Origin of the sequence: Sagittula sp. MA-2, assembly GCF_030126985.1 — a bacterium.
GTDB lineage: Bacteria > Pseudomonadota > Alphaproteobacteria > Rhodobacterales > Rhodobacteraceae > Sagittula.
Map to the genome: position 1 here is coordinate 2,266,499 of NZ_CP126145.1, position 25,497 is coordinate 2,291,995.

The following is a 25,497-nucleotide window of genomic DNA, read 5'->3' on the forward strand; positions in this document are numbered from 1 at the left end:
TTCGCTTTCAGAAGCGGAAACATTTCCAGATTCAGAAAACGTTGTTGTGGATAACTGCACGATATTCACAGTTTCCCTCGAATCAGCCACTTCTCAAAGACAGGCGAAAGGCCGGAATCCGCCGATGGCAAAGCATTGCTCACGCTGCGGTGAAGTTCGGGCGGGAAGGCGCCGAATTGGGTTCAACTCCTGTGGATAACCCTGTGACCGAGTTCGATTTCACCCGTTGTCACCACCCGGGCGCACCAGCCGCCGTGACCCCTCATCGCGGTGTAGCCGCCCTGCCCCAGAACCGTCTCCATCCGTGAACACGGAGCGCAGGGGGCTGTGATCTCCAGCATCACCTCCCCGATCTGAAGGCCGAACTCCCGCGCGGCGGTCAGGTTGAGGCCGGAAACCACGATATTGCGGCGAAGCATCTCTGCCGTGACCGTCCGCCCGCAGAGCGCCGCGATGACGGGGATGTGTTCCGCCTGGATCAGGGTGACGGCACGCTTGCCGCTGCGCCCGTGATCACCCTCCAGCCCGCTTTCCGTCACCGTGCAGCGGGTGACCGCCTGCGGGGGTGCCAGCCGCGCGGGCCGGAGGCCGATCCAGTCGACCCGCCCCGGCCCGGCAAAGCTGCGGCGCAGCTCTGCTAACGGGATCACTCGGTGATCTCGACCACCATCAGGTCGCGTTCGGAGGCTCCGCGGGCGTGATCAAGCGCCGCCTGATAGGCATCCGAGTTGTAGCACTCCACCGCCGCTTCGACGCTGGGAAAGCGGGCAACCACGTTCCGCGGCCGGTCACGGCCTTCAAGCTGCACGTAACGGCCGCCGCGCGCGATGAATTCTCCGCCGTGGGCGGCGATGGCGGGCCCCGCCAGTTCGGCGTATTTTCCGTAGGCCTCGGCGTCGGTGACCGACACATGCGCGATCCAGAGTGCTGGCATCTCATTTCCTCCAAAAGAATTGGCCCCGGCGCGTGTCCGGGGCCCCATGGTTTGAAGCGGTGAAGGGCGCCGGGGTCAAGCCCGGCCGCGCGTCATCCGGCGATCACGGCCCGCGCCGCGGCAATCGCGGCATCGGCGTTCTCGACCGAAGCGCCGCCGCCCTGGGCCATGTCGGGACGGCCACCGCCGCCCTTGCCGCCCAGTTCCGGCACTGCGGCTTTGACGAGGTCGACCGCGGACAGCGTGCCCTTCAGGTCATCCGTCACACCTGCGGCCACGGCCGCCTTGCCACCGGCATCGGCGATCAGCAGCACCGCACCGGAGCCGAGCCGGGTCTTGTGCTCGTCGATCAGTGGCGGCAGGTCCTTGCCCGTCACGCCGGTCAGCACCTGCGCCAGGAACTTCACGCCGCCGATCTCCTCGGCCTCGGGACCTGCGCCCTGCCCGCCACCGGCCATCGCCAGTTCACGGCGCAGGCTCGCCACCTCGTTCTCCAGCTTGCGGCGTTCGTCCATCAGCGCGCGGACACGGGCAGGAACCTCGGAGGCCGGCGCCTTGAGCTCTGCCGCGACGGCGGCCAGCGTCTGGCCCTGCTGGGCAAGGTGGTCGAGCGCAAGCTGCCCGGTCAGCGCCTCGATCCGGCGCACGCCGGCAGAGGACGCGCTGTCGCCAAGGCAGACAAACGCCCCGATGTCGCCGGTCTGGCGGACGTGCGTGCCGCCGCAAAGCTCCAGCGAATAGGTCGCGCCGTCCGAGCCCTTGCCCGAGCCGGGCTTCGAACCCATCGACACCACGCGGACCTCGTCGCCGTACTTCTCGCCGAACAGGGCCTGCGCCCCGATGGCGCGCGCGTCGTCCGGCGTCATGATGCGCGTCGACACCGGCGCGTTCTGCCGGATGTAGGTGTTCACGTCCCGCTCCACGTCCTTGATTTCGGACGCGGAAAGCGCCTTGCCGTGGCTGAAGTCGAACCGCAGCCGGTCCGGCGCGTTGAGCGAGCCGCGCTGTGCCACGTGATCGCCAAGCGCCTCGCGCAGCGCCTCATGCAACAGGTGCGTGGCGGAGTGGTTCGCCCGGATCGCGGACCGGCGACCATGATCGACCTCCAGCGAGAGCGCGTCGCCCTTGGTGAACGTGCCCTTGTTCACCTGAACCAGATGCGCGAAGACCTTGCCCCCGCCCATTTTCTGTGTGTCCTCGACCGTCGCGATCTCGCGTTCGTTTTCCAGACGGCGCAGCCAGCCGGTGTCGCCGACCTGACCGCCGCTTTCGCCGTAGAACGGGGTCTGGTTCAGGACGATCCAGCCCTTCTCGCCCTCGGCCAGCGACTTGACCTGCGCGCCGTCCTTGACCAGCGCCAACACCTGGCCCTCCGCCTGCTCGGTGTCGTAGCCGAGGAAGTCTGTCGCCCCGGCGGTTTCCGCGATGTCGTACCAGACGGCGGTGTCCGCCGCGTCGCCCGAACCGGACCACGCCGCCCGTGCGCGTGCCTTCTGTTGCGCCATGGCGGCGTCGAAGCCCGCGGTGTCCACCGACCGGCCCTTTTCGCGCAGCGCATCCTGCGTCAGGTCGAGCGGGAAACCGAAGGTGTCATAGAGCTTGAAGGCCGTCTCGCCCGGCAGGGCCGCCTCTTCGCCAAGGCCTGCCAGTTCCTCGTCCAGCAGCTTCAGACCGCGGTCGAGCGTCTGCTTGAAGCGGGTCTCCTCGCTCAGCAATGTCTCCTCGATCATCGCCTGCGCGCGCGACAGTTCCGGATAGGCGGTGCCCATCTGGCGGACTAGCGCCGGGACCAGCCGGTGCATCAGCGGATCCTGCGCGCCCAGCAGATGGGCGTGGCGCATGGCGCGGCGCATGATCCGGCGCAGCACGTAACCGCGCCCGTCGTTCGACGGCATCACGCCGTCCGCAATCAGGAAGGAGGTCGAGCGCAGGTGGTCGGCGATCACCCGGTGGTGCATCTTGCCCGGCCCGTCCGGATCGACCGACGTGGCATGGGCCGACGCCTCGATCAGCGAGCGCATCAGGTCGGTGTCGTAGTTGTCGTGCTTGCCCTGCAGAAGCGCGCCGATCCGCTCCAGCCCCATGCCGGTGTCGATCGACTGCATGTCGAGCGCCTTCATGGAGCCGTCCTCGAACTGCTCGTTCTGCATGAAGACGACGTTCCAGATCTCGATGAAGCGGTCGCCGTCCTCTTCCGGCGATCCCGGCGGGCCGCCCCAGACCTCCGGGCCATGGTCGTAGAAGATTTCGGTGCACGGACCGCAGGGACCGGTCGGGCCCATCTGCCAGAAGTTGTCGGAGGTCGCGATCCGGATAATCCGGTCCTCCGGCACGCCCACCTTCTTCCAGATCTCGAAGGCCTCGTCGTCGGTGTGGTAGACGGTGGTGTAGATCCGATTCTTGTCGATCCCGAACTCGCGCGTCACCAGCTCGTAGGCGAAGGGGATCGCCTCCTTCTTGAAATAGTCGCCGAACGAGAAATTCCCGAGCATTTCAAAGAAGGTGTGGTGCCGCGCGGTGTACCCCACGTTGTCGAGATCGTTGTGCTTGCCGCCCGCCCGCACGCATTTCTGCGCGGTCGTCGCACGGTCGTAATCGCCCTTCTCGACGCCGGTGAAGCGGTTCTTGAACTGCACCATCCCCGAGTTGACGAACATCAGCGTCGGGTCGTTGCGCGGCACGAGCGGGCTCGACGGGACGATCTGGTGCCCCTGCTTCTCGAAGTAGTTCAGAAATGTGGAACGGATGTCGTTCAGGCTTGCCATGTCTCGGGGCCTCTTTGCGGGCTATCAGGTCTGGTGGCCTGATGTATCTGCCGTGCGGGCATCTGTCCATGGCAACAAAGGGTTCGGCCGGGCCTTTGACGCGGACGGCCACTTCACCATGCCGTCATGGTCCCGGCCCCACGGGTATACAGGGCTGTGATGGGTGGCCCTACGGCCCTCCCACATTCGGGTCAGCAAAAAGCATTTTCAAAGAAAAGGGCGCCCCGCAGGACGCCCCATTGTCTTTCGGAGAAGGACCGATCCCCTTGGCGAGGCCGGACTATTCGTCGTCGTCGACCATGTCCGGCTCTTCTTCCGGCATGTGGAAGTCCAGCCCGTGCGCGGCACGGATCTTGTCCTCGATCTCAAGCGCGACGCGGGTGTTTTCACGCAGGTAGGTCTTGGCGTTCTCACGCCCCTGCCCGATCCGCTCGTCCCCGTAGGAGAACCACGCCCCGGACTTGTCCACGACACCGGCCTTCACGCCGAGGTCCAGAAGCTCGCCCATCTTGGAGATACCTTCGCCGTACATGATGTCGAATTCGACCTGCTTGAACGGCGGCGCGACCTTGTTCTTCACCACCTTCACGCGGGTCTGGTTGCCGACGACCTCGTCGCGGTCCTTGATCGCGCCGATGCGGCGGATGTCGAGACGGACGGAAGAGTAGAACTTCAGCGCGTTGCCGCCCGTCGTCGTCTCAGGCGAGCCGAACATGACGCCGATCTTCATGCGGATCTGGTTGATGAAGATCACCATGCAGTTCGACCGGCTGATCGACGCGGTCAGCTTGCGCATCGCCTGGCTCATCAGGCGGGCGTGCACGCCGACGGAGCTGTCGCCCATGTCGCCCTCGAGCTCGGACTTCGGCGTCAGCGCCGCGACCGAGTCGACGACCACGAGGCTCACCGCACCCGACCGCACCAGCGTATCGGTGATCTCGAGCGCCTGTTCGCCGGTGTCGGGCTGCGAAATCAGCAGCTCGTCCAGATCGACCCCAAGCTTTCGCGCGTACTGCGGATCGAGCGCGTGTTCCGCGTCGACAAAGGCGCAGACCCCGCCCTTCTTCTGTTCTTCCGCCACCACGTGCAGCGTCAGGGTTGTCTTGCCCGAGGACTCCGGGCCGTAGATCTCGATGATCCGGCCTTTGGGCAGACCGCCGATCCCGAGCGCGATGTCGAGACCAAGCGACCCGGTCGAGGTCGACTCGATGTCCTTGATCGCGTTCTCGCCACCCAGCTTCATGATCGAGCCCTTCCCGAACTGTCGTTCGATCTGGGCCAGGGCGCTGTCCAGCGCCTTCTGCTTGTCCGCGTTCCGCTTGCTGTCCATACTGAGAAGATCTGCCGTTGCCATTCTTTGGCTCCTTATTCCACACGCACCGGGGCGCGACAATCGCTGCTTTCGTTCGCCTCTTGTTCTCGTCAAGATGAGCACAAAAGTAGAACATTACAAGTCAATTCTTTCCTTCCGCAGCTTGCGCCCACAGGGTTAAAAGAAGGTTGAGCAAATCGAGAGACTTAGAGAATGTTGGTGTTCTGGAAGCAGCGTCTGGTGATGCTGGCGGTGCCGAAGACCGGGACCTCGGCCTATGCGAAGGCGCTTGGCCCCTTGGCGTCGATGGTCGTGTCCGACCCGCCGGAGCTGAAACACGCGCCGGTCTACCGCTACAACCGCTTCTTCCGCCCGATGTTCGAGAAGGTCGGCGGCGAGGACATGGAGCTTCTGGCCGTCATCCGAGAACCCGTGTCGTGGCTTGGTTCCTGGTATCGCTACCGGCAGCGCGCGTTTCTGGAGGGCAAGCCGACCTCGACCCGCGACATGAGCTTTGACGACTTCTGCCAGGCTTACGCACAGGGTGACCGCCCGCCTTTCGCCAATGTCGGCAGCCAGGCCAAGTTCGTGGAGCCGCGCCCCAACGGCGTTTCCGTCACGCATCTCTTCAAGTACGAGAATCAGGCCGGGCTGATCGGCTTCCTTGAGGATCGGCTGGGCATCACGCTGGACCTGCCGCGTGAAAACGTGTCGCCCCGGCGCGACACCGACCTTTCCGCCGCGACGGAAGAGAAGCTGCGCCGCAAGTGCGCCGAAGATTTCGAGATCTGGGAACGCGCCACCTGAACGAGGGGTTCTGATCGTCAAATCAAGGTCATGGCGGCGTCAGTTCAACTGCTGGTGCACCGTCTCGGTCAGTTCGGAAAGCGAGAAGGGTTTGGGCAGGAAGACGGAGTTCGGGATCGCCTCCGACCCTTCGCCAAAGGCATCCTCCGCATAACCCGAGACAAAGACGACGCGCGTGTCGGGGCGGCTTTCGCGGGCCTTGCGCACCCATGTCGGCCCGTCCATGCCCGGCATCACGACGTCGGTGACAAAGACATCGACGGCCAGCTTCTCGTCGTCGAGCGTCTTCAGCGCGTCTTCGGCCGTCTCCGCCTCGATCACCGTGTAGCCGCGCAGCCGCAGGGCGCGGGCGGCGAAGGCGCGCACCGGCGCCTCGTCCTCGACCAGCAGCACCACGCCCGATCCCTTCTGCGGCAGGCGGGCCTCTTCCTTGATCGCCACCGGCGCGGCCTTCGCGGCGACGACCTCGTGGGCGGGCAGCATCAGGGTAAAGCAGGTGCCCTGCCCGACCACGCTGTCGACGAAGATGAAACCGCCGGTCTGCTTGACGATGCCGTAAACCGTGGAGAGGCCCAGCCCCGTGCCCTCGCCCGTGCGCTTCGTGGTAAAGAACGGCTCGAACACCTTCTGCAGCTTGTCGGCGGGGATGCCCATGCCCTCGTCGATCACCCGGACAGAGACGTAGGTCCCCGGCGCCACCACCGCGCGGTCGCGCTTCAACGGTTCGCGCAGGATGCGGCGCTCCGTCTCCACGAGGATCTCGCCGCCTTCGGGCATGGCGTCGCGGGCGTTCACCACGAGGTTCATCATCACCTGTTCCAGCTGCCGCCGGTCGCCGCGGACGGGCGGCAGCGCCGGGTCGTGGCGCAGGGTCAGGCGCACCTTCTCGCCCACCAGCCGGTTCAGCAGGTGGGCCAGGTCGGACAGCGTGTCGCGCAGGTCCAGCACCTCCGGCTGCATGGTCTGCTTGCGCGAGAAGGCCAGAAGCTGCCCCACCAGCGCCGCCGCGCGGTTGGCGTTCTGGTTGATCTGCACGAGGTCGCCATAGTCCGGATCGCCTTGATCATGGCGCAGCAACAACAGGTCGCAATGCCCTGAAATCGCAGTCAGAAGGTTGTTGAAGTCATGCGCGACGCCGCCGGCAAGCTGACCGATGGCCTGCATCTTCTGGCTCTGGACGAACTGCGCCTCGAGGGTCTTTAGCTCGGTCGCGTCGTTCAGCACGGCGACCAGCCGCTTCTCCCCGTCCTCGATCACCCGGTTCAGCGTCACCTGGACAAAGACCTCGCGGTCGGCGCGCGTCAGGCGCAGGAACTCCGAGCGGTGCAGGCCGCGTCCATCCGCCGCTTCCTGCAGCCAGTCCTTGATCGCGCGGCCCAGCCCTTCCATGTGCTCGGCCAGCTGGCCCGGCGCCGTGGTGCTGCCGAGGTCGAGCATGCGCCGCGCCTCCGGGTTGGCACGCAGGATGGCGCCGTCGGGCGACACCTTCAGCAGCGGCACGGGCAGCCCGTCGAAGGTGCCGACGCTGTCCTCCGGATCCGTTTCCGTCGCGATGGGCGAGAGCACCAGTTCCACCCGCCCGGCGCCGATGTCGCTCGACTGCACCAGCACCCGTTGCTCGCCATCCGTGTTGCTGAGGTGATGCACGCCGCCCGGGCGCAGCGGCAGGTCGACGAAGACATCCTCCAGCCGTTTCGCCCGCCCGCCGACAAGGCTGCGCGCCGCGGCGTTCATGTAGAGGATGGCGCCGTTCCGGCCCAGCGACATCAGCGGCAGGTCGCTGCGCACGGTCCCGGCGCTGCGCTGCGCCTCCGACTCCAGCCGCCAGAGCACAGCGTCGTCGGAGAAGCGTCTGACATATATGCGAAAACCCTCGGAATGGCTGGTGACGTCCTCGATCGCGTAGCCGGTCGTCAGGCTTTTTTGCCAGAGCCGGTAGAGGATGCCCTCGCTGCTGGCAAAGACGTCGCGCAGGAGCTGCGCCAGCGCCTCTCCCTTTGCCGGTTGAAACCGGCTGCGGGCGGCGGCGTTGGCGTGGTAGAGGCGCCCGCTGTCGTCGCAGATGAAACAGAAGCCCGGCTCCGTCTCGGTGAACTCGGCAAGACGACGCAGCGTGCGGCGGTTGCGGCCCGACTGGTAGATGTCGACGGCCAGCCAGATCAGCGCCACGCAGGACAGTGCGCCGGTCACGGCAAGGGCGGCCACCTGCACCTCATGCGCGCTGGCCCATTGCGAGACCCACAGCGCACAGGCCGCGATGACGATAAGGATCACCGACCCGACAATCGGGGTGAGGCTGTGCAAATTGTCGCCACGGCGCGCGATGATGTCCTCCACAACTGGCTTTCGCCTCGAATCGCCTCCATCCATTCGACTGCCGAGAGGTTAACGGCATGTTAACCGTGATAGCGCACGACGCAACTTACAGCCCTGGGTTGTGGCTTCGTGCGGCACGGTCGGATGCGGTCAGGCGCGGCCCGAGTTCAGGCAGCAGACGAAGAACCCGTCGCCGCCGTCCGAGGGCAGGAACTGCCGCGACGGCCCGCGCCGCCAGTCCGGTCTCTCTGCGAGGAACCGCGCGATCTGCGTCTCGTTCTCGGCGGCCAGTACCGAACAGGTAGCATAGGCGAGGCAGCCGCCCGGCGCGACGCGGTCGGCGCAGGTCGCAAGGATACCCTGCTGGATGCCCTGCAGGTCCGTCAGGCGGTCTTCGGTCAGGCGCCACTTGCCTTCGGGCGCACGGCGCCACGCGCCGCTTCCCGAACAGGGCACATCCGCCATCACCAGGTCGAAGACCCCTTCCGGCCGACGGGTCACGGTGACCTCCGCCCCGGCCCGCTCTGCGCGTTGCGGCAGGTCGGACATCCGGCCCGGATCGGCGTCGTGGGCGTAGATGCGCGCCCCCGGCAGCCGCGCCGCCAGCGCCAGCGTCTTGCCCCCGCCTCCGGCGCAATAGTCGAGCACGCGGCCCGCGCCCTCTGCCGGGATCAGATCGACCACAGCCTGGCTGGCGGCGTCCTGAAGCTCGACCCAGCCGTCGGTGAAGGCCCCGGTCCGCACCAGCCCCCGCGCGCCGGACAGGACCTCAAGGGCAGTGGGCGACAGGGGATGCGGCGCAGTCTCCACCCCTTCGGCGGCAAGGCGGTCACGCGCCGCCGCCAGATCGCTTTTCAGGGTGTTGACGCGCAGGAAGACCGGCGCCCGGTCCCGAAGGGCCAGCGCGGTCGGACCGGCGGCCTCGCCCAGGTCCGCAAGAAACCTGTCCGCCAGCCAGTCCGGCAGGTCCCAGGCGTCGGCGGCTACGGGCGTATGACCGGCGGCGCGCTCCGCTTCCGTCAGCGGTGCGGGCGCATGGCCCTTGCCGTCGAACAGCGTATCGGGATCGGTGCCGCGCAGACGCAGGAGGCCGAGCATCCGGGCGCGCCCGCTCTCTCCGCCGCCCATCGCCGCGGTCGACCGCCACATCCGCAGCACGTCGAAGACATGATCGCGCACAGCGGCACGGTCCTTCGACCCGGCAAAGCGCGAGGTCCGACCCCATGTGGTCAGCGCCTTCTCGGCGGCCTCGCCTTGCGCGATCCGGTCGATCAGCTCGGCGGCGGCCTGGATGCGGGCCGCCGGCGTCACAGCGCTACCCGCGCGAAGCCGTCCCCGTCCCGCGCAAGGCGGGCAAACTTCTGCGGTCCCAGCATGTGGCAGCCGGACCAGACCAGACCTTCGGCCGCGACGCGGGACAACGCGGCCAGACGCGTCTCGGCCGCCTGCACCGGGTCAACGTCATAGGTCGGCGAAAGGTCCGGGTCGGGCAGTTGCAGCGCCTCGGCGTGCACGATGTCCGCCACGATCGCCAGCGCGCCGATCCGCAGGCCGCTGTGGCCCGGCGTGTGCCCGGGCAGGTGCCAGAGCCGAATGCCGTGGCCCAGGTCGGCACCGTCCTCCAGCAGCAGGAGCCGCCCCGCCTCTGCCACCATGCGGCCGCCGGGCGCGTCCTTGCCGCGCCAGTGGTCCGCCTCCGCGCGGTGCATCAGCACTTCGGCCTGCGGGAACACAAGGCCACCGTCGCCGAACGCGCCGCCCACATGGTCGCCGTGCAAATGGGTGAAGATGATGCGGTCCACGTCGCCCGGCGCGATCCCGAGGTCAGCCATGAGGCGCACCATGTGGCCCGCGCCCTCGCCCACCAACGAGCCGCACCCCGTGTCCACGAGGTCGATCCCGCCCGCGTGCCGCAGCACGTAGGCGTTGAAGGCGGTGGTGATGTCCTCCATCCCCCGGGCCGCCAGTCGCGCGGCGCGGGTGTCGGCGTCGAGCGCAGGAAAGACCTCCGGCGGCAGCACGGTGCTGCCGTCGGTCAGGCACAGGACCTCCACCTCGCCGGAGACGAAGCGGTCCACCCCGGGCGTTCCCGCGCCGTCCATCAGCCGATCCGGTAGTTGGGCGACTCGCGGGTGATCTGCACGTCGTGGACGTGGCTTTCCTTCAGACCCGCGCCGGTGATCTTCACGAAGGTGCAGTTGCGCCGCATGTCCTCGACCGTCGCGTTGCCGGTATAACCCATCGCCGCGCGCAGACCGCCCACAAGCTGGTGGATGACCACGCCCGCCGGGCCCTTGTAGGGCACCTGCCCCTCGATCCCCTCGGGCACCAGCTTGTCGCTTGCGGCATCCTTCTGGAAATACCGGTCCGCCGAACCGCGCGCCATGGCGCCGAGCGACCCCATGCCGCGATAGGCCTTGAAGGACCGGCCCTGGTAGAGGATCACCTCGCCCGGGCTTTCGTCCGTGCCCGCGATCATCGAGCCGACCATGGCGCAGGAAGCGCCCGCCGCGATGGCCTTGGCGAAGTCGCCGGAGAACTTGATGCCGCCATCGGCGATCACCGGCACGTCGCCCGCCGCCTGCGCGCAGTCCATGATGGCGGTAAGCTGCGGCATGCCGACACCGGCCACCATCCGCGTCGTGCAGATGGAGCCCGGCCCGATCCCGACCTTGACCGCATCCGCGCCCGCGTCGATCAGCGCCTTCGTGGCGTCCGCCGTCGCCACGTTGCCCGCGATGACCTGCACCTCGTTCGACAGCCGCTTGGCCCGCGTCACCGCCTCCAGCACCCCGCGCGAATGGCCGTGCGCGGTGTCCACGACGATGATGTCGACGCCGGCATCGACCAGCGCCTCCGACCGTTCATAGCCCGAGTCGCCGACGCCCGTGGCCGCCGCGACCCGCAGCCGCCCCAGCTCGTCCTTGCAGGCGGTCGGGTTCAGCACGGCCTTCTCCGTGTCCTTCAGTGTCAGGAGGCCGGTCAGCTTGCCGTCCTTGTCGGTGACCAGGAGCTTCTCGATCCGGCGCGCGCGCATCAGGCTGATCGCCTCTTCGCGGTCGGCGGGTTCGGTCAGGATCGCCAGCCGGTCCGAGGTCATCATCGCCTTGACCGGCGTCTCGTCCTTCTGGGCAAAGCGCATGTCGCGGTTGGTCACGATCCCCACGACTCGGTGCTTCTCGTCCACCACCGGGAAGCCGGTGAAGCCGTAGCGTTCCGTCAGCGCCTTGGCGTCCGCCAGCGTCTGTTCGGGGGTCAGGGTGACGGGATTGTAGACGATGCCCGATTCGAAGCGCTTGACCCGCCGGACCTCGCGTGCCTGCTCGTCGACGGAGAGGTTCTTGTGGATGACCCCGATCCCCCCGGCCTGCGCCATGGTGATCGCCATCCGGCTTTCGGTCACCGTGTCCATGGCCGAGCTGAGCAGCGGAATGTTCATCTTGATCGACTTCGTCACCCGGGTGCGCGTGTCCGCGGTGGACGGAAGCACCACGGATGCGGCGGGAACAAGAAGAACGTCATCGAAGGTGAGCGCCTCGCGAATCTCCATTGGAAGTCTCCTTTGGGAGGGGATCGGTTGGCACGTCCCTATTGCATGGGCCGTCAGCGAGGGAAACCCCCAAACCGCCGCCACGTCATGCCGCCCGCGCAATGCCCCTTTGATGCGGGCCGCCGCACGGTACCTGCCGGACCGGAGCGGCCTGACGCGCGCAGGCCACCCGCGGGGCACCCCGCGCACACGCCACGCCACCGGACCGGCACCCGATGCCCATCCCCGAGGCACACCCTGCCCCGGGCAGGTCCTCGGCCCGATCCCGCTTGCCCGCCCCCTGCCGCCGTTGCAGGGTCGCGCGACGAAGGAGATCCCGCATGACACATGGTTACGAATCCGGCCGCCTGAACCTGCCCTTCACCGGCATCTGCACCTTTGCCCGCAGCCCCTACCAGCCGGACTGGAGCGCGCTCGACGCCGATGTGGCGGTGCTCGGCGCGCCCTTCGATGCAGGCACGCAGTGGCGCGCCGGTGCCCGCTTCGGCCCGCGCGGGGTGCGCGAGGCCTCGACCCTGTTCAGCTTCGGCCATGCGGGCGCCTACGACCACGAGGACGACATCACCTATCTCGAAGGGGTGCGGATCGTGGACATGGGCGACGCCGACATCGTCCACACCGACACGGAAACCAGCCACGCCAACATCCGCAAGGGGGTCGAGGCCGCGCTTAAGGCAGGCACCCTGCCCGTCACCATCGGCGGCGACCATTCGATCAACATCCCGTGCATCGAGGCTTACGAGGGCCACGCCCCCTTCCACGTCCTGCAGATCGACGCGCACCTCGATTTCGTCGATGTCCGACACGGCGTGACGCGCGGCCACGGCAACCCGATGCGCCGCGCCTCGGAGAAACCCTGGGTCAGCGGTCTGACGCAGTTGGGCATCCGCAACGTGTCCTCCACCGCGCGCGAGGGGTACGAGGATGCCCGCGCCCGGGGTTCGGACATCCTGTCGGTGCGGCAGGTGCGCAAGCTCGGGCCGGAGGCGACCGCCGCCCGCATCCCCGAGGGCGTGCCGGTCTACATCACCATCGACATCGACGCCTTCTGCCCGTCCATCGCGCCTGGAACAGGCACGCCCAGCCACGGCGGTTTCCTCTACTATGACGTGCTGGAAATCCTCCAGCAGGTGGCGCGCACCCACAAGGTCGTGGGCATCGACCTGGTGGAGGTCGCGCCGGACTACGATCCCACCGGCTCCACCTCGATCCTCGCGGCGCAGGTGCTGCTGAACCTCCTCGGCTTCATCTTCGCGAAGGGCTGAGCGGCACAGCGCCCGCACCGGGACAAATGCGCGCGCCCGTCACGGCGCGCGCCATGCCTGCAGCGGAAAGATCAGCCATCCTCCGCCGCGTCGCAGCGACCCGGCGGCAAAACCCCTTGCCGTCACGGCCCCGTCGCGGTTTGCTGACACCCGAGCAGCAGACATCCGGAGGCACGACAATGACCGCCCCACTCAAAGGCTATACGATCCTCGACCTGACGCATGTCCTGGCGGGGCCCTTCTGCACCGTGACGATGGCCGACATGGGCGCCACCGTCATCAAGGTGGAGCCGCCCGAGTCCGGCGATGACACCCGCACCTTCCCGCCCTTCAAGGACGGCAAGTCCGCCTATTTCGCCGCGATCAACCACGGCAAGAAGTCCATCGCGCTCAACCTCAAGGAAGACAACGACCGCGCGATCTTCGAAAAGCTCCTGCCGCGCGCCGACGTGATCGTCGAGAATTACCGCCCCGGCGTGATGGAACGGCTGGGCTATGGCTGGGAAACCCTGCACGCCGCCTATCCCCGGCTGGTCTACGGCGCGGTGTCGGGCTTCGGCCACACCGGCCCGGATGCCAAGCGCCCGGCCTACGACATGGTCGTTCAGGCGCGCGGCGGCGTCATGTCGATCACCGGCGAGAAGGACCGCGAGCCGGTGCGCGTCGGCGCCTCCATCGGCGATATCGTGGCGGGCATGTTCCTGACGCAGGGCATCCTCGCCGCGCTGCTGGACCGCGAACGCACCGGCAAGGGCCGCAAGATCGACGTGGCGATGCTCGACAGCCAGCTCGCGATCCTCGAACACGCCGTGGCGCTGACCACCGTCACCGGCAAGGCGCCCGGCCCCTCCGGCGCGCGTCATCCCTCGATCACCCCGTTCGAGACCTTCCACGCCTCGGACGGTCTGTTCGTCATCGCCGCCGGGAACGACCGGTTGTTCGAACGTCTCTGCATCGCGCTGAACCTGCCGATCTCCGACGACGAACGCTTTGCCACCAACCCCGCGCGCTGCCAGAACGCCCGCCTGCTCAAACGGCTGATCGAGGCGGTGACGCTCGAGAACACCCGCGCCCACTGGATCGCCAAGCTGACGGCGGCGGGCATCCCCACCGGCCCGATCCAGACCGTCGACCAGGTGCTGAAGGACCCGCAGATCCTCGCGCGCAACATGGTGGTCGATGTACTCGACAAGAACGGGCGGCAGGCGTTCAAGGCGGCGGGCAACCCGATCAAGATGACCGACGCGCCCGATCCGACCTCGCGCAGCCCGGCGCCGGACCTCGACGGAAACCGCGGCGAAATCCTGCGCTGGCTGGAGCAATCCTGACCCTGCCTGCCCCTCGCGTCCCTCGATCCGGGCTCGAAACCGTTGACTTATTCATACATTCGTAAATGATGTTACGAGAGCCAGCAGCGGCTCTGGACCGGCACGGGGGCAGCAGGACGCCCCCCGCCAAGGGAGGAAAACCAATGAGACTTATGGCAAGGGCGCTTTTCGCGCTGACCTTCGGCATCTTCGTTCTGGCGCAGCCCGCGATGGCAAACGAACGCTACGGCACCCAGAAGGTCGTCTACCACATCAACGAAGACGGCGGCGAGGACAGCAAGGGCTACATGGGCGCGATGCGCAACATTCAGAACCACATCAACGCGGTGGGCGCAGGGAACCTCGAGGTGGTCGTGGTGATGCACGGCAATGGCGTGGGCCTCGTGATGAACGCCAAGAAGGACGACCGTCTGCAGACCGCGATCGGCTCTCTCAAGAGCCAGAACGTCGCCTTCCACGTCTGCAACAACACCCTCGAAGGGCGCAACATCAACTACGGCGACGACCTTTACGACGTCTGGGAAGAGGACATCGTCCCCTCCGGCGTGGCCGAACTCTCGCGGCTCCAGGCGATGGGGTACACCTACATCAAGCCCTGACCCCTCGGCCGGTGACGGGAAACGGCGGGGCCTTCCGGGGCGCCGCCGTTCGCATTTCCGGCCCCTTCCGACGCAATCCCGCCGACCGATGCCGCGTTCCGGCCTTTCGCTCGCGCGCGCAGTCGCTATGTTCCGCCACGACGGACCCAGACTGTACGCGGAGCGACCATGGCCCAGGACCCCCTCGTGATCTTCACCCCTTCCGGCAAGCGCGGACGCTTCCCGGTGGGCACGCCCGTGCTGACGGCGGCACGGCAACTGGGGGTCGATCTCGATTCGGTCTGCGGCGGGCGCGGCATCTGCTCCAAGTGCCAGATCACACCCTCCTACGGCGACTTCTCGAAACATGGCGTGCATGTCGCGCAGGATGCGCTGTCCGAATGGAACAGCGTCGAGGAACGCTATGACCGCGTGCGCGGGCTGAAAACCGGCCGCCGCCTCGGCTGCCAGGCCACCGTGCAGTCCGACGTGGTGATCGACGTGCCGCCCGAAAGCCAGGTGCACCGGCAGGTCGTCCGCAAGGCCGCCGCAGACCGGGTGATCGAGATGGACCCGGCCACGCGCCTTTTCTACGTCGAGGTGGCAGAGCCCGACATGCACGACCCCACCGGCGACCAGCAGCGGCTGGCAAAGGCGCTCTCCGAACAGTGGGAGATCGCCGATCTGGAGGTCGACCCGAAGATCCTGCCGGTCCTGCAGAAGGTCCTGCGCAAGGGCGACTGGAAGGTGACGGTGGCGCTGCACCGCACCCATGCGGAGGCGCGCCCCCGGCTGATCGCGCTCTGGCCCGGCCTGCACGAGGCGGGGATCTTCGGACTGGCCATCGATCTCGGCTCCACCACCATCGCCGCGCACCTGACGAACCTCGATACCGGGGCGGTCGTCGCCTCCGCGGGCATCATGAACCCGCAGATCCGCTTCGGCGAGGACCTGATGTCGCGCGTCTCCTACGCGATGATGAACCCCGGCGGCGAACGCGAGATGACAGCCGCCGTGCGCGAGGCCATCGACACGCTGGCCACCGACATCGCGAAGGAGGCGGAGATCGACACCGGGTCGATCCTGGAAACCGTCTTCGTCTGCAACCCGGTGATGCACCACCTTCTGCTGGGCATCGACCCGGTGGAGCTGGGACAGGCGCCCTTCGCGCTGGCCACCTCCGACGCGCTGCACCTCTCGGCGGTGGAACTGGGCCTGACCGCCCTGCCCGCATCCGCGCGGATCTACATCCTGCCCTGCATCGCCGGGCACGTGGGCGCCGACGCCGCCGCCGTAGCGCTGGCCGAGCAGCCGGGCAAGTCCGAGGACCTCGCCCTGATCGTCGACGTGGGCACCAATGCCGAAATCCTGCTGGGCGACACCTCCCGCACGCTGGCCTGTTCCTCGCCCACCGGCCCCGCTTTCGAAGGGGCGCAGATCTCCTCCGGCCAGCGCGCGGCGCCCGGCGCGATCGAGGCGATCCGCATCGACCCCGAGACCAAGGAACCGCGCTTCCGAGTCATCGGCTGCGACCTCTGGTCCGACGAGGACGGCTTTGCCGAGGCCACCGCGCAGACCGGCATCACCGGCATCTGCGGCTCCGGCATCATCGAGGCGGTGGCCGAGATGCGCATGGCCGGGCTGCTGGACCCCTCCGGCCTCATCGGCTCTGCCGAGGCCACCGGCACCGGACGCTCCCTCCCCGCGGGCCGCACCCACGAATATCTGATCTACGACGGCACCGCCGAGGGCGGCCCGAAGATCACCGTGACCCAGGGCGACATCCGCGCGATCCAGCTTGCCAAGTCGGCGCTCTATGCGGGCGCACGGCTCCTGATGGACACGCGCGGCGTCGACCAGGTCGACCGCGTGGTGCTGGCCGGGGCCTTCGGTGCGCATATCTCGCCGAAACACGCCATGGTGCTGGGCATGATCCCGGACGTGCCGCTCGACAAGGTGACCTCTGCGGGCAACGCCGCCGGAACCGGCGCGCGCATCGCGCTCTGCTCGCTCAAGGCCCGTCGCGAGATCGAGACTACCGTGCGCCGCATCACCAAGGTGGAAACCGCCATCGAGCCGCGCTTCCAGGAACATTTCGTCGCCGCGAACGCGATCCCGCATGCCACCGACCCCTTCCCGGAACTGAAGAAGGTCGTGACCCTGCCGCAGGTCTCCTTCAACGTGGGCGGGGACGGATCGGGCGGCGGACGCCGTCGGCGGCGCAGTTGATCCACCGGCATGGGCGGGTGGCCTTTAAACGACCAGCCTGCCCTGCCGATCAGGCCACCCGGGCAGGCGGCAAACCCCCGCACCCGCCCGGCCCCCAGAAGGCCGCTGCGACAGCGTCAGCCGGCACCGATTTGGCTTGATCCCTTCGGGGAGTTGCGATAGCCAATCCGTCGCGGCGGGTATGATGTAATGGTAGCCTGTCAGCTTCCCAAGCTGAACGCGCGGGTTCGATTCCCGCTACCCGCTCCAGCCTCCTCCCAAGCACCGGACGTAACGGAAGTCACAGAAGCGTGACCGCGCGAAACCCTCGTCCCCCTTCCTCCGTGGCTTTGACATCGCGGCGCACTGGATGCCGCTGTCCCAAGGAGGAGGACCTTCATGAAACGCCTTTACACTTCCGCCGCCGCCACCGCGCTTGCCCTCGTGCTGGCCGGCCCGGCCCTCGCCGCCAGCCACGCCATGGAAAACCCGATGGTCGGCGGCGCCGCCATGTTCGCCGACAAGACCATCGTCGAGAACGCGGTCAACTCTGCCGATCACACCACGCTCGTTGCGGCGGTGCAGGCGGCGGGCCTTGTGGAGACGCTGAGCGGCGAAGGCCCCTTCACCGTCTTCGCCCCCACCAATGCCGCCTTCGACAAGCTGCCCGACGGCACCGTCGACACGCTGCTGATGCCCGAGAACAAGGACCAGCTCACCAAGGTGCTGACCTGCCACGTGGTCGGCGCGAACGCCATGTCCGACGCCATCGCCGGGATGATCGCCGATGACGGCGGCACCCACCCGGTCGCCACGCTGGGCGGCTGCACGCTGCAGGCGAAGATGGACGGCGACATGATCACCCTGACCGACGAACAGGGCAACGTCGCCACCGTGACCATCGCCGACGTGCAGCAGTCGAACGGCGTGATCCACGTCATCGACACCGTGATGCTGCCCGCCGCCGAGGAAAGCACCGATCAGGGCATGACGGAAACGGCCCCGGCCCAAACCGCGATGGCAGGCGACGGCATGGCCACGGACGCCTCCATGGCCGCCGAGGGCGATGTGCCGATGGTCGGCGGCGCCCCGATGTACCCGTCGAAGACCATCGTCGAGAACGCGGTGAACTCCGCCGATCACACCACGCTCGTCGCCGCGGTGAAGGCCGCCGACCTCGTGGACACGCTCAGCGGCGAAGGCCCCTTCACTGTCTTTGCGCCGACCAACGCCGCCTTCGAGAAGCTGCCCGACGGCACCGTCGAGACGCTCCTGGAACCTGCGAACAAGGACCAGCTCACCAAGATCCTGACCGCGCATGTGGTGGCGGGCAACTGGTCGGCCCAGTCGATCCGCGAGGCGGCACGTTCCCAGCGTGACGGGTTCTACCACTTCAACGCGGTGTCCGGCGACGCGCTCTCGGCCAAGGTGACGTCCTCCGGCAACATCTTCATCTTCGACGAGAACGGCGACGCCTACGAGATCACGCAGTCCGACGTGAACCAGTCGAACGGCGTGATCCACGTCATCGAAGGCGTTCTTCTGCCGCGGTAACCCCCTCCTCCACGGCAGAACGGCACGGCCCGCGTCCACCCCGGCGCGGGCCGTCTCACGTCAGACCACGGCCTTCAGTCGCGCCTTCAGCACGGCCATGTCCGAGCGCACATCGTCCCGCACTGCCCCCTCGCGCGGCGCGTCGACCAGCGTGGTCAGCAGCGCCTCCTCCGGGACGCCCTTCCGGTGCCAGACAAGGCCGCGCAGTACACTCTCTGCCGCATCCGGCAACCGTTCCGGCGCCTCTTCCCCCGCAAGTGCCCCCCAGACCGCCGTCCAGCACCGCGCCGTGCTCCACGGGTTGTATCCGCCCCCGCCCGAGACGATCAGGCGCGGCGAAAGCGCCCGCAAGGCCAGCGCCGTCGCCACATGCGCGCGGTTCGACAGCGCCAGCCGCGCCAGCGGGTCCTCCGCCAGCGCATCCGCCCCGCATTGCAGGAAGATCGCGTCGGGCCGGAAACCGGCCACGGCGGGCAGGATCACCTCCTCCAGCACCAGCGCGAACTCCGTATCGTTGAACCCGCGCCCCACCGGCAGGTTGAAGGCCGCGCCGCCCGCCCGGTCCCCCAGCGCGCCGGTGAAGGGCCAGCGCCGCGCCTCGTGGACAGAGATCGTGCGCACCCGCTCCGACCCGGCAAAGGCCGCCTCCACCCCGTCGCCGTGATGCGCGTCGATGTCGACATAGGCCACGCGCTCCAGCCCCATGGCCAGCAGCCTGCGGATGGTCAGCACCGGCTCGTTGAGAAAACAGAACCCCTCTGCCCGGTCCGGCATGGCGTGATGCTGCCCGCCGCCCGGGTTGTGGACGACACCACCCCCGGCCACCAGCTCCGCCGCCAGCAGCCCGCCGCCCACCGCCGTCGCGGGACGGCGGTACATCTCGGCAAAGACCGGGTTCGACAGCGTGCCCAGTCCGTGGCGGTCGCGCACCTCGCCCGACACCTGCTGCGCCGCCTCCGCCGCCATCAGCGCCGCGACGTAGCGGGGCGTGTGGAACCCGGTCAGCGCGGCGGGTTTCGCACGGGGCGAGGTCAGCATCCGCCCGGCCCCCAGCCACCCCAGCGCCGCCGCCAGATCGGTCACCGCAGGCACCCGCTGGATCGAAAGCGGATGCCGCGCGCCATAGACCGAGCCGCGGTAGATCCGCGAGGTGATGAAACGTGCCCCTGTCATGCGTCTGCTCTACCCCTCTGAGGCGCAAAGGAAAAGTCGGGCAGCCAATTGCCCCTCCCGGCCCCCGGGTGTATCCGGAAGACCATGCACCTTCCCAAGATAACGCTCCGAGTCGTCCTGCAAACCGCGATGATGCTGGCCATCGGAGCCATCGGCGGACTTCTGGCCTACTGGGTGCGCTGGCCGATGCCGTGGATGTTCGGCGCGCTTCTGGCCGCGGGCGTGACGGTGCGGCTGGTACAGCCCGTGTCGCTCTCCGACTACGACTTCCCGATGGACTTCCGCACCTTCTTCGTCGCGCTGATCGGCGTGATGATCGGCACGCAGGTGACGCCGGACCTGCTGTCGCTGGCCGGAGAGCTGCCGATCACCCTGTCGGCGCTGGTCCTCTTCGTCGTGGCGGCCCACGCGGGCAACATGGCCATCTTCCACCGCATCGGCGGCTACGACAAGTCGACGGCCTTCTTCTCCGGCACCCCGGGCGGTCTGATGGAGAGCATCTTCATGGGCGAGGCCGCGGGCGCCGACACGCGCATCCTGACGGTGCAGCAATTCCTGCGGATCATCCTCGTCATCACGCTTCTGCCAGTGGGGCTGTCGCTGTGGATCGGGCACCCGGTGGGCAGCGCCGCCGGGCTGACCATCGGCGGGGACAAGCCGCCGGTGACGCCCATGGCGCTGGTGATGATCGCGATCACGGCGGTGCTGGGCCTGTGGGTGGGACGGCGCATCCGCCTGCCCGCGGCACAGCTGACCGGGCCGCTCCTGCTGGCCGCCGCAGCCACCGTCACCGGCGTTCTGGACCTGCACCTGCCGTTCTGGCTGATCGCCACGGCACAGCTGGTGATCGGCGTCAGCCTCGGGATGCGGTTCAAGGGCGTGGACGCGGGCCTCCTGCGCCGCTCGCTCTGGCTGGCCGCGCTGTCCGTGTCCTACATGCTGCTGCTGGGCATGACCTTCGCCATCGTGCTGGAGCGGCTGACCGGCATCGCCTTCCTGCACCTCTTCATCTCTTTCGCGCCGGGCGGCGTGGCCGAGATGTCGGTGGTCGCGCTCTCGCTCGCCGCGAACCCGGCGCTGGTCAGCCTGCACCACGTCGTGCGCATCCTGATCACCGTGGTCGAAATGCCACTGGCCGCGAAGGTTATGGGGCTTCGCCCGCCGCGCTTCTAGGGCGCGACTCGTGATAACATCCGGTCGGGTGCTCCCGCCGTCCCGGACAGACAGGCCCCGCAAGGGCAAAAGGCCGCGTCAGCCCTCCGCCTTCTCCATCAGTTCCAGCCATTCCTCTTCGGACGCGGCCAGGGTCTGCTGGCGCTCCACCAGCGCCTCCGTCGCCTTCTTGAACTTCAGCGGCTCCTTGGTGAACAGGTCCGGCGCGGCGAGGAATTCCTCCAGCTTGGCGATCTCCGCACCCAGCCGGTCGATCACCCCGGGCAGTTCCTCCAGCCTGTGCTTCTCGGTGAAGCTCAGCGCCGGCTTCTCTGCCGGTTTCGACGGCTGCGCGGATTGCGCGGACTGCGACGTCTCTCCGCCGCCGCCCTTCTTCTTCGCCTTCTCGCGTCCGCCGCCTTCGGCCTCGCGCTTCTGCGTCTGGTAGTCCGACCAGCCGCCCGCATAGACCACGGCCCGGCCGCCGCCCTCCATCGCCACCGTCGTCGTCGCCACCCGGTCGAGGAAATCCCGGTCGTGCGAGATCAGGATCACCGTGCCGTCGTAGTCGTCGAGGATCTCCTGCAGCAGGTCCAGCGTCTCCACGTCGAGATCGTTGGTCGGTTCGTCCAGCACCAGAAGGTTCGATTCCCGCGCCATCAGCTTCGCCAGCAGCAGCCGCGCCTTCTCGCCCCCCGACAGCGACGCGACCTTGGCCCGCGCCTGCCGTTCGTCGAACAGGAACTCCTTGAGGTAGCCCACCACGTGCTTCGGCACGCCGCGCACCATCACCTGGTCAGACGAGCCCGAGACCCGCATGTCCTTGTCGGTGGTCAGCGAATCCCACAGCGACTTCTCCGGGTCGAGCTGCGAGCGTGTCTGGTCGAAGACCGCCGGAACAAGGTTCGTGCCCAGCGTCACCGTGCCCTCGTCCGGCGCAATCTCTCCCATCAGGATGCGGATCAGGGTGGTCTTGCCCACGCCGTTCGGCCCGACAAAGGCCACGCGGTCGCCGCGCTGCACCTTGAGGTCGAACCCCTTCACGATCGCCTTGTCGCCGAAGGCATGGCTGACACCCGCCGCCTCGATCACCTTCTTGCCGGACTTGGGGCCGGAGGCGAGGTCCATCGCCGCCGTCCCCTGCCGCCGGATCTGGCCCGAGCGTTCGGCGCGCATGTCCTGCAGGCGGCGCACCCGGCCCATGTTCCGCGTCCGCCGGGCGCTGATGCCCTCGACCGCCCACCGCGCCTCCGACTTGATCTTGCGGTCCAGCTTGTGGCGGGCGGTGTCCTCTTCTTCCCAGATCTTGTCGCGCCATGTCTCGAAGGCGGCAAAGCCCTGCTCCTGCCGCCGCACCGCGCCGCGGTCAATCCACAGCGTCGCGCGCGTCAGCTCGGTCAGGAACCGCCGGTCGTGCGAGATCAGCACAAACGCCCGGCGGGTCGCCTTCAGCTCGTCCTCCAGCCACTGGATCGCCTCGATGTCGAGGTGGTTGGTCGGTTCGTCCAGCAGCATCAGCTCCGGCTCTTCGGCCATCAGCTTGGCCAGCGCCGCGCGCCGCCGCTCCCCGCCCGAGGCGGTCGCCACCGGCCGGTCCGGATCGAACTTCAGCCCTTCGGAGGCGCGCTCGACGCGGTACATCTCCGACGCCTGCAGGGTGGAGGCCGCGAACTCGCCCAGCGTCTCGAAGCCCGAGAGGTCCGGGTCCTGCTCCATGTAGCCCACGGAGGTGCCGACCGGCACCACCCGTTCGCCCCGGTCGGGTTCGACCAGCCCGGCCATGACCTTCAGGAGCGTGGATTTGCCCGACCCGTTCCGCCCCACGAGGGCGACGCGGTCGCCCGGCTGGACGTTGAGGGACAGGGCGTCGAAGACCGGCTCACCACCGAAGGTGAGCGACACGTCTGAAAGCTGGAGAAGCGGTGCAACCATGGGCGCGAGCTATGCCCGCCCGCCCGCGCCGTCAAGCGCCCTCGCACGTCCCGGCCCGGTCGCGGCAACGGGACCCGCCCCGAAACGCCGTCCTCGCAACGCGCTGCCGACAGTCCCCAGGGTACGTCGCCGACCCGCCGGCCATGACGCGCCCCGTCCGCTGGCGGACACCGCATGTAGGGCGGGGCTCTGCGCCGCCCGACCTTCAGGCCATGGCGCGACACCATACTCCGCCCGACGCAGCACACCCCGCTACCCGGCCACGGCCCGCAGCAGGCGTTTGCGCGCGGCGGGGATAAGCGCGATCTCCACCCCGGTAAAGACGTGCAGCGTGTTCATCTGCCGGTCCACGACCGCGTGATCCGACACCCAGCCGCCCATCAGCAGGTAGGTGCGCAGCAGGGGCGGCATCCGCAGCAGCCCCTTGCGCGTATCGGGCTTGCGCCGCAGCCGCTGGGCAAACGGGTAGACGTCCCCCGCCTTCACCCGCGGCCGCCAGCGCGCGGGCGCCAGGTGCCGCGCCTTCAGCATGGCGAAGGCATCGGAATAGACACGCGCATCCGTCCCCGCGAAGGAGGCGCAGCCGAACAGCAACTCCACCCCCTGCCCGTCCACGTAGGCGGTCATCGCTCCCCAGGCCAGGCGCAGCACATCGGGGTCGTGCACCTCCGGATCGACGCAGAAGCGGCCCATCTCGACCATCGGCCCGTCGAAGGCCTCCAGCCGGGACAAGTCGTAATACTGTGCGGCATAGCTGCGCCCGATCTCCGCCCCGCTGTCCAGGCGCAGGAAACGGAAGCAGCAGACCAGCCGCCCGCTCCTCAGGTCCTCGACCAGCACGTGATCGCAGATGGCGTCGAAGGCGTCGGTGTCGGGCCGCGCGCCGCCAAGGAAGGCCCGCCCGCGCAACGCCTGCGCCGCGGCCACGTCGGCGGGCCCGGCGGCCAGCCGGGCGGCATAGCGTCCGCGGGACAAAAGGATCATGGGGCGTTCTTCGGCATGACCCTTCGCCGCCCCGCGGTCACGGGGCAAGGCGGCGTCATGACAGGGGTGCGTGCCGCCGGTCTCCCGGCGGTCCGGATCACCCGCCCAGCACGTCACCCAGGTTGATCCCGCCGATGTTGCCAAAGAGCTTGCGGATGAAGCTGATGTCGCCATCGGACGTCTGTGTCACGCGCTTGGTCAGCGGCACCACGCGGCCGTCCTCCAGCCCGTAGGTCACGATGTTGTCGACCACGCCCGCCTGGTCGAAGGTGATCGCGACGATATCGCGCTCCGTCACCGTGGGGCGCTGCCAGGCGAAATGCTTCACTTCCGACTGGATATAATAGAACCCGGAGTCGTTCAGCACGCCCGAGGCATTGGGCACGCCGACCACGTCCTCGACCGTCGCGCGGGTGTCCACGCCGGGCACGATCTGCTGGAGCACCTCTTCCGAAGGCACGTAGCCGTGGTTGCGATACCGTGTCTCGCAGCCGGCCGCGCCAACCAGCGCAATCGCCAGAACGGCCCACTTCAGCGATGTCCCGATGCCGTACATGTTCCGGCCCCTCTTGTATTGACGTCCGCAGACTCTTATCCCGATTAGACAAGTTTACCCCCCCAAGCAAGGTCAGGAAAGCCTGTCGTCATGACGCAACCCGCCCCACGCCGCCCCACCGACCGGACGCGCCTTCGGGTGACGGAACTGCGCCAGTCCGGTGAATCGCCCTTCCTTCTGGAACCCGACGCCGAGGCACGCGCCGATCTCGCCACCTCGCTGGGGATCCAGGCGGTGCGCAAGCTGCGCTTCGAAGGCATCCTCACGCCCCGCGGCAAGGAGGGCTGGCAGCTCGAGGCCAAGCTGGGCGCCACTGTCGTGCAGTCCTGCATCGTCACGCTCGACCCGGTGACCACCCGCATCGACACCACCGTGCTGCGCCGCTTCGTGCCCGCCCGCTGGCTGGAGGAACCCGAGGCCGGCTCCGAAACCGAGGTGCCGGAGGACGACAGCCTCGAACCGCTGGGCGAGGTGATCGACCTCGCTTCCGTCATGCAGGAGGAACTTGCCCTTGCCCTCCCGCCCTATCCGCGCAAGGAAGGGGTTGAGCTGGGCGAGGCCCAGTTCGCCGAACCCGGCGTGACGCCGATCACCGACGACGATGTTCGGCCTTTCGCCGGTCTGGCCGACCTGAAGAAAAAAATGGACGATGCGGGCGGGGAAGGCTGAGAATCTGCTTGCCATTCGGGCGATCCTGCGTATTTTCGCGCGCTCATGAGCATGGCAGGCACCCAGTTGACCAGGGCCATATCAGGACCAGGAACCGGGGCCGTACCGGGGGTGAAACCACCCCCCTGCGACGCCACCACAAAGAGACACACGGCAGGCAGATCCCTGCCCTTCGAGAAAGGTTGAGACATGGCTGTCCAACAGAACAAGGTTTCGAAGTCGCGCCGCAACAACCGCCGCGCGCACGATGCGCTGACCGCCGCGAACCCGAACGAGTGCGACAACTGCGGCGAGCTGAAGCGCCCGCACCACGTCTGCCCGTCCTGCGGCCACTACGCGGAACGGGAAGTGATCGCGCAGGCAGACGAGATCGACCTGGACGAAGACGCAGCTTGATTGCTGCACGGCGGGGCT

21 protein-coding genes, 1 tRNA gene and 1 pseudogene are annotated in these 25,497 nt (G+C 68.0%); 11 read left to right on the top strand and 12 right to left on the bottom strand.

Going from position 1 to position 25,497, the window contains the following annotated elements; all coding sequences use genetic code 11:
• Positions 1–182: 182 nt before the first annotated feature.
• The 4 genes from QNI11_RS10985 to recA form a co-directional block, all read right to left on the bottom strand.
• Positions 183–650 carry an MOSC domain-containing protein gene (locus tag QNI11_RS10985; RefSeq protein ID WP_283983432.1) on the bottom strand — a complete coding sequence of 156 codons (468 nt, stop codon included), beginning with the start codon at positions 648–650 and terminating at the stop codon, positions 183–185.
• The gene (locus QNI11_RS10990) at positions 647–934 is read right to left on the bottom strand and encodes a DUF1330 domain-containing protein (protein ID WP_100930440.1); all 288 of its coding nucleotides are present in this window, start codon (positions 932–934) and stop codon (positions 647–649) included. Before QNI11_RS10990 ends, QNI11_RS10985 begins: the two co-directional genes overlap by 4 nt.
• Positions 935–1,026: 92 nt before the next feature.
• Positions 1,027–3,699 carry an alanine--tRNA ligase gene (alaS, locus tag QNI11_RS10995; protein ID WP_283983433.1) on the bottom strand — a complete coding sequence of 891 codons (2,673 nt, stop codon included), beginning with the start codon at positions 3,697–3,699 and terminating at the stop codon, positions 1,027–1,029.
• Positions 3,700–3,979: 280 nt separating this feature from the next.
• A complete protein-coding gene (gene recA, locus QNI11_RS11000) occupies positions 3,980–5,053 on the bottom strand; it encodes a recombinase RecA (protein ID WP_100930438.1) in 1,074 nt (357 codons plus the stop codon).
• Between the two features lie 171 nt (positions 5,054–5,224).
• Here recA and QNI11_RS11005 point away from each other — a divergent pair, with 171 nt between their 5' ends.
• On the top strand, positions 5,225–5,818 hold the full coding sequence (locus QNI11_RS11005) for a gamma-glutamyl kinase (RefSeq protein ID WP_283983434.1): 594 nt from the start codon (positions 5,225–5,227) through the stop codon (positions 5,816–5,818).
• A gap of 39 nt (positions 5,819–5,857) precedes the next feature.
• Here QNI11_RS11005 and QNI11_RS11010 read toward each other — a convergent pair whose 3' ends face one another.
• The 4 genes from QNI11_RS11010 to guaB all read right to left on the bottom strand — a co-directional run bounded on the left by QNI11_RS11010 (position 5,858) and on the right by guaB (position 11,684).
• Positions 5,858–8,155, bottom strand: coding sequence for an ATP-binding protein (locus QNI11_RS11010; protein ID WP_283983435.1), 2,298 nt, complete (start codon positions 8,153–8,155; stop codon positions 5,858–5,860).
• A gap of 129 nt (positions 8,156–8,284) precedes the next feature.
• Positions 8,285–9,445 (bottom strand): RsmB/NOP family class I SAM-dependent RNA methyltransferase, encoded by a 1,161-nt coding sequence (locus QNI11_RS11015; RefSeq protein ID WP_283983436.1) that lies wholly within the window; start codon positions 9,443–9,445, stop codon positions 8,285–8,287.
• A complete protein-coding gene (locus QNI11_RS11020; RefSeq protein WP_283983437.1) occupies positions 9,442–10,236 on the bottom strand; it encodes an MBL fold metallo-hydrolase in 795 nt (264 codons plus the stop codon). Before QNI11_RS11020 ends, QNI11_RS11015 begins: the two co-directional genes overlap by 4 nt.
• Positions 10,236–11,684 carry an IMP dehydrogenase gene (gene guaB / locus QNI11_RS11025; protein WP_100930433.1) on the bottom strand — a complete coding sequence of 483 codons (1,449 nt, stop codon included), beginning with the start codon at positions 11,682–11,684 and terminating at the stop codon, positions 10,236–10,238. Before guaB ends, QNI11_RS11020 begins: the two co-directional genes overlap by 1 nt.
• A gap of 320 nt (positions 11,685–12,004) precedes the next feature.
• On the opposite strand from guaB, the gene speB reads away from it, so the two are divergent.
• The 7 genes and pseudogenes from speB to QNI11_RS11060 all read left to right on the top strand — a co-directional run bounded on the left by speB (position 12,005) and on the right by QNI11_RS11060 (position 18,617).
• A complete protein-coding gene (gene speB / locus QNI11_RS11030) occupies positions 12,005–12,949 on the top strand; it encodes an agmatinase (protein ID WP_100930432.1) in 945 nt (314 codons plus the stop codon).
• Between the two features lie 179 nt (positions 12,950–13,128).
• On the top strand, positions 13,129–14,277 hold the full coding sequence (locus tag QNI11_RS11035; protein ID WP_100930431.1) for a CaiB/BaiF CoA-transferase family protein: 1,149 nt from the start codon (positions 13,129–13,131) through the stop codon (positions 14,275–14,277).
• Positions 14,278–14,420: 143 nt separating this feature from the next.
• Positions 14,421–14,876, top strand: coding sequence for a DsrE family protein (locus QNI11_RS11040; RefSeq protein ID WP_100930430.1), 456 nt, complete (start codon positions 14,421–14,423; stop codon positions 14,874–14,876).
• A gap of 168 nt (positions 14,877–15,044) precedes the next feature.
• On the top strand, positions 15,045–17,084 hold the full coding sequence (locus tag QNI11_RS11045; protein ID WP_283983438.1) for an ASKHA domain-containing protein: 2,040 nt from the start codon (positions 15,045–15,047) through the stop codon (positions 17,082–17,084).
• 175 nt (positions 17,085–17,259) lie between these two features.
• Positions 17,260–17,333, top strand: a tRNA-Gly gene (locus QNI11_RS11050).
• A 129-nt stretch (positions 17,334–17,462) separates the two neighbouring features.
• Positions 17,463–18,026, top strand: a pseudogene (locus QNI11_RS11055) (fasciclin domain-containing protein); the annotation flags it as partial.
• Positions 18,027–18,080: 54 nt separating this feature from the next.
• The gene (locus QNI11_RS11060) at positions 18,081–18,617 is read left to right on the top strand and encodes a fasciclin domain-containing protein (protein ID WP_254698445.1); all 537 of its coding nucleotides are present in this window, start codon (positions 18,081–18,083) and stop codon (positions 18,615–18,617) included.
• Between the two features lie 60 nt (positions 18,618–18,677).
• On the opposite strand, the gene QNI11_RS11065 is transcribed toward QNI11_RS11060, so the two are convergent.
• On the bottom strand, positions 18,678–19,790 hold the full coding sequence (locus QNI11_RS11065; protein ID WP_283983439.1) for an acetoin utilization protein AcuC: 1,113 nt from the start codon (positions 19,788–19,790) through the stop codon (positions 18,678–18,680).
• Positions 19,791–19,874: 84 nt separating this feature from the next.
• Between QNI11_RS11065 and QNI11_RS11070 the strand changes: the two genes are divergently transcribed.
• Positions 19,875–20,963 carry an AbrB family transcriptional regulator gene (locus QNI11_RS11070; protein WP_283983440.1) on the top strand — a complete coding sequence of 363 codons (1,089 nt, stop codon included), beginning with the start codon at positions 19,875–19,877 and terminating at the stop codon, positions 20,961–20,963.
• Between the two features lie 78 nt (positions 20,964–21,041).
• Here the strand turns inward: QNI11_RS11070 and QNI11_RS11075 are convergent, their stop codons facing one another.
• From QNI11_RS11075 to QNI11_RS11085, 3 genes are all read right to left on the bottom strand, one after another.
• A complete protein-coding gene (locus QNI11_RS11075; RefSeq protein WP_283983441.1) occupies positions 21,042–22,874 on the bottom strand; it encodes an ABC-F family ATP-binding cassette domain-containing protein in 1,833 nt (610 codons plus the stop codon).
• Positions 22,875–23,126: 252 nt separating this feature from the next.
• Positions 23,127–23,858, bottom strand: a complete 732-nt coding sequence (locus tag QNI11_RS11080) for a GNAT family N-acetyltransferase (protein WP_283983442.1) — start codon at positions 23,856–23,858, stop codon at positions 23,127–23,129.
• 97 nt (positions 23,859–23,955) lie between these two features.
• Entirely contained in the window at positions 23,956–24,414 is a 459-nt protein-coding gene (locus tag QNI11_RS11085; protein WP_283983443.1) for an outer membrane protein assembly factor BamE, read from the bottom strand.
• A 90-nt stretch (positions 24,415–24,504) separates the two neighbouring features.
• Between QNI11_RS11085 and QNI11_RS11090 the strand changes: the two genes are divergently transcribed.
• A complete protein-coding gene (locus QNI11_RS11090) occupies positions 24,505–25,083 on the top strand; it encodes a DUF177 domain-containing protein (protein ID WP_283983444.1) in 579 nt (192 codons plus the stop codon).
• Positions 25,084–25,272: 189 nt separating this feature from the next.
• Positions 25,273–25,479, top strand: a complete 207-nt coding sequence (gene rpmF, locus QNI11_RS11095; protein ID WP_100930421.1) for a 50S ribosomal protein L32 — start codon at positions 25,273–25,275, stop codon at positions 25,477–25,479.
• Positions 25,480–25,497 lie beyond the last annotated feature (18 nt).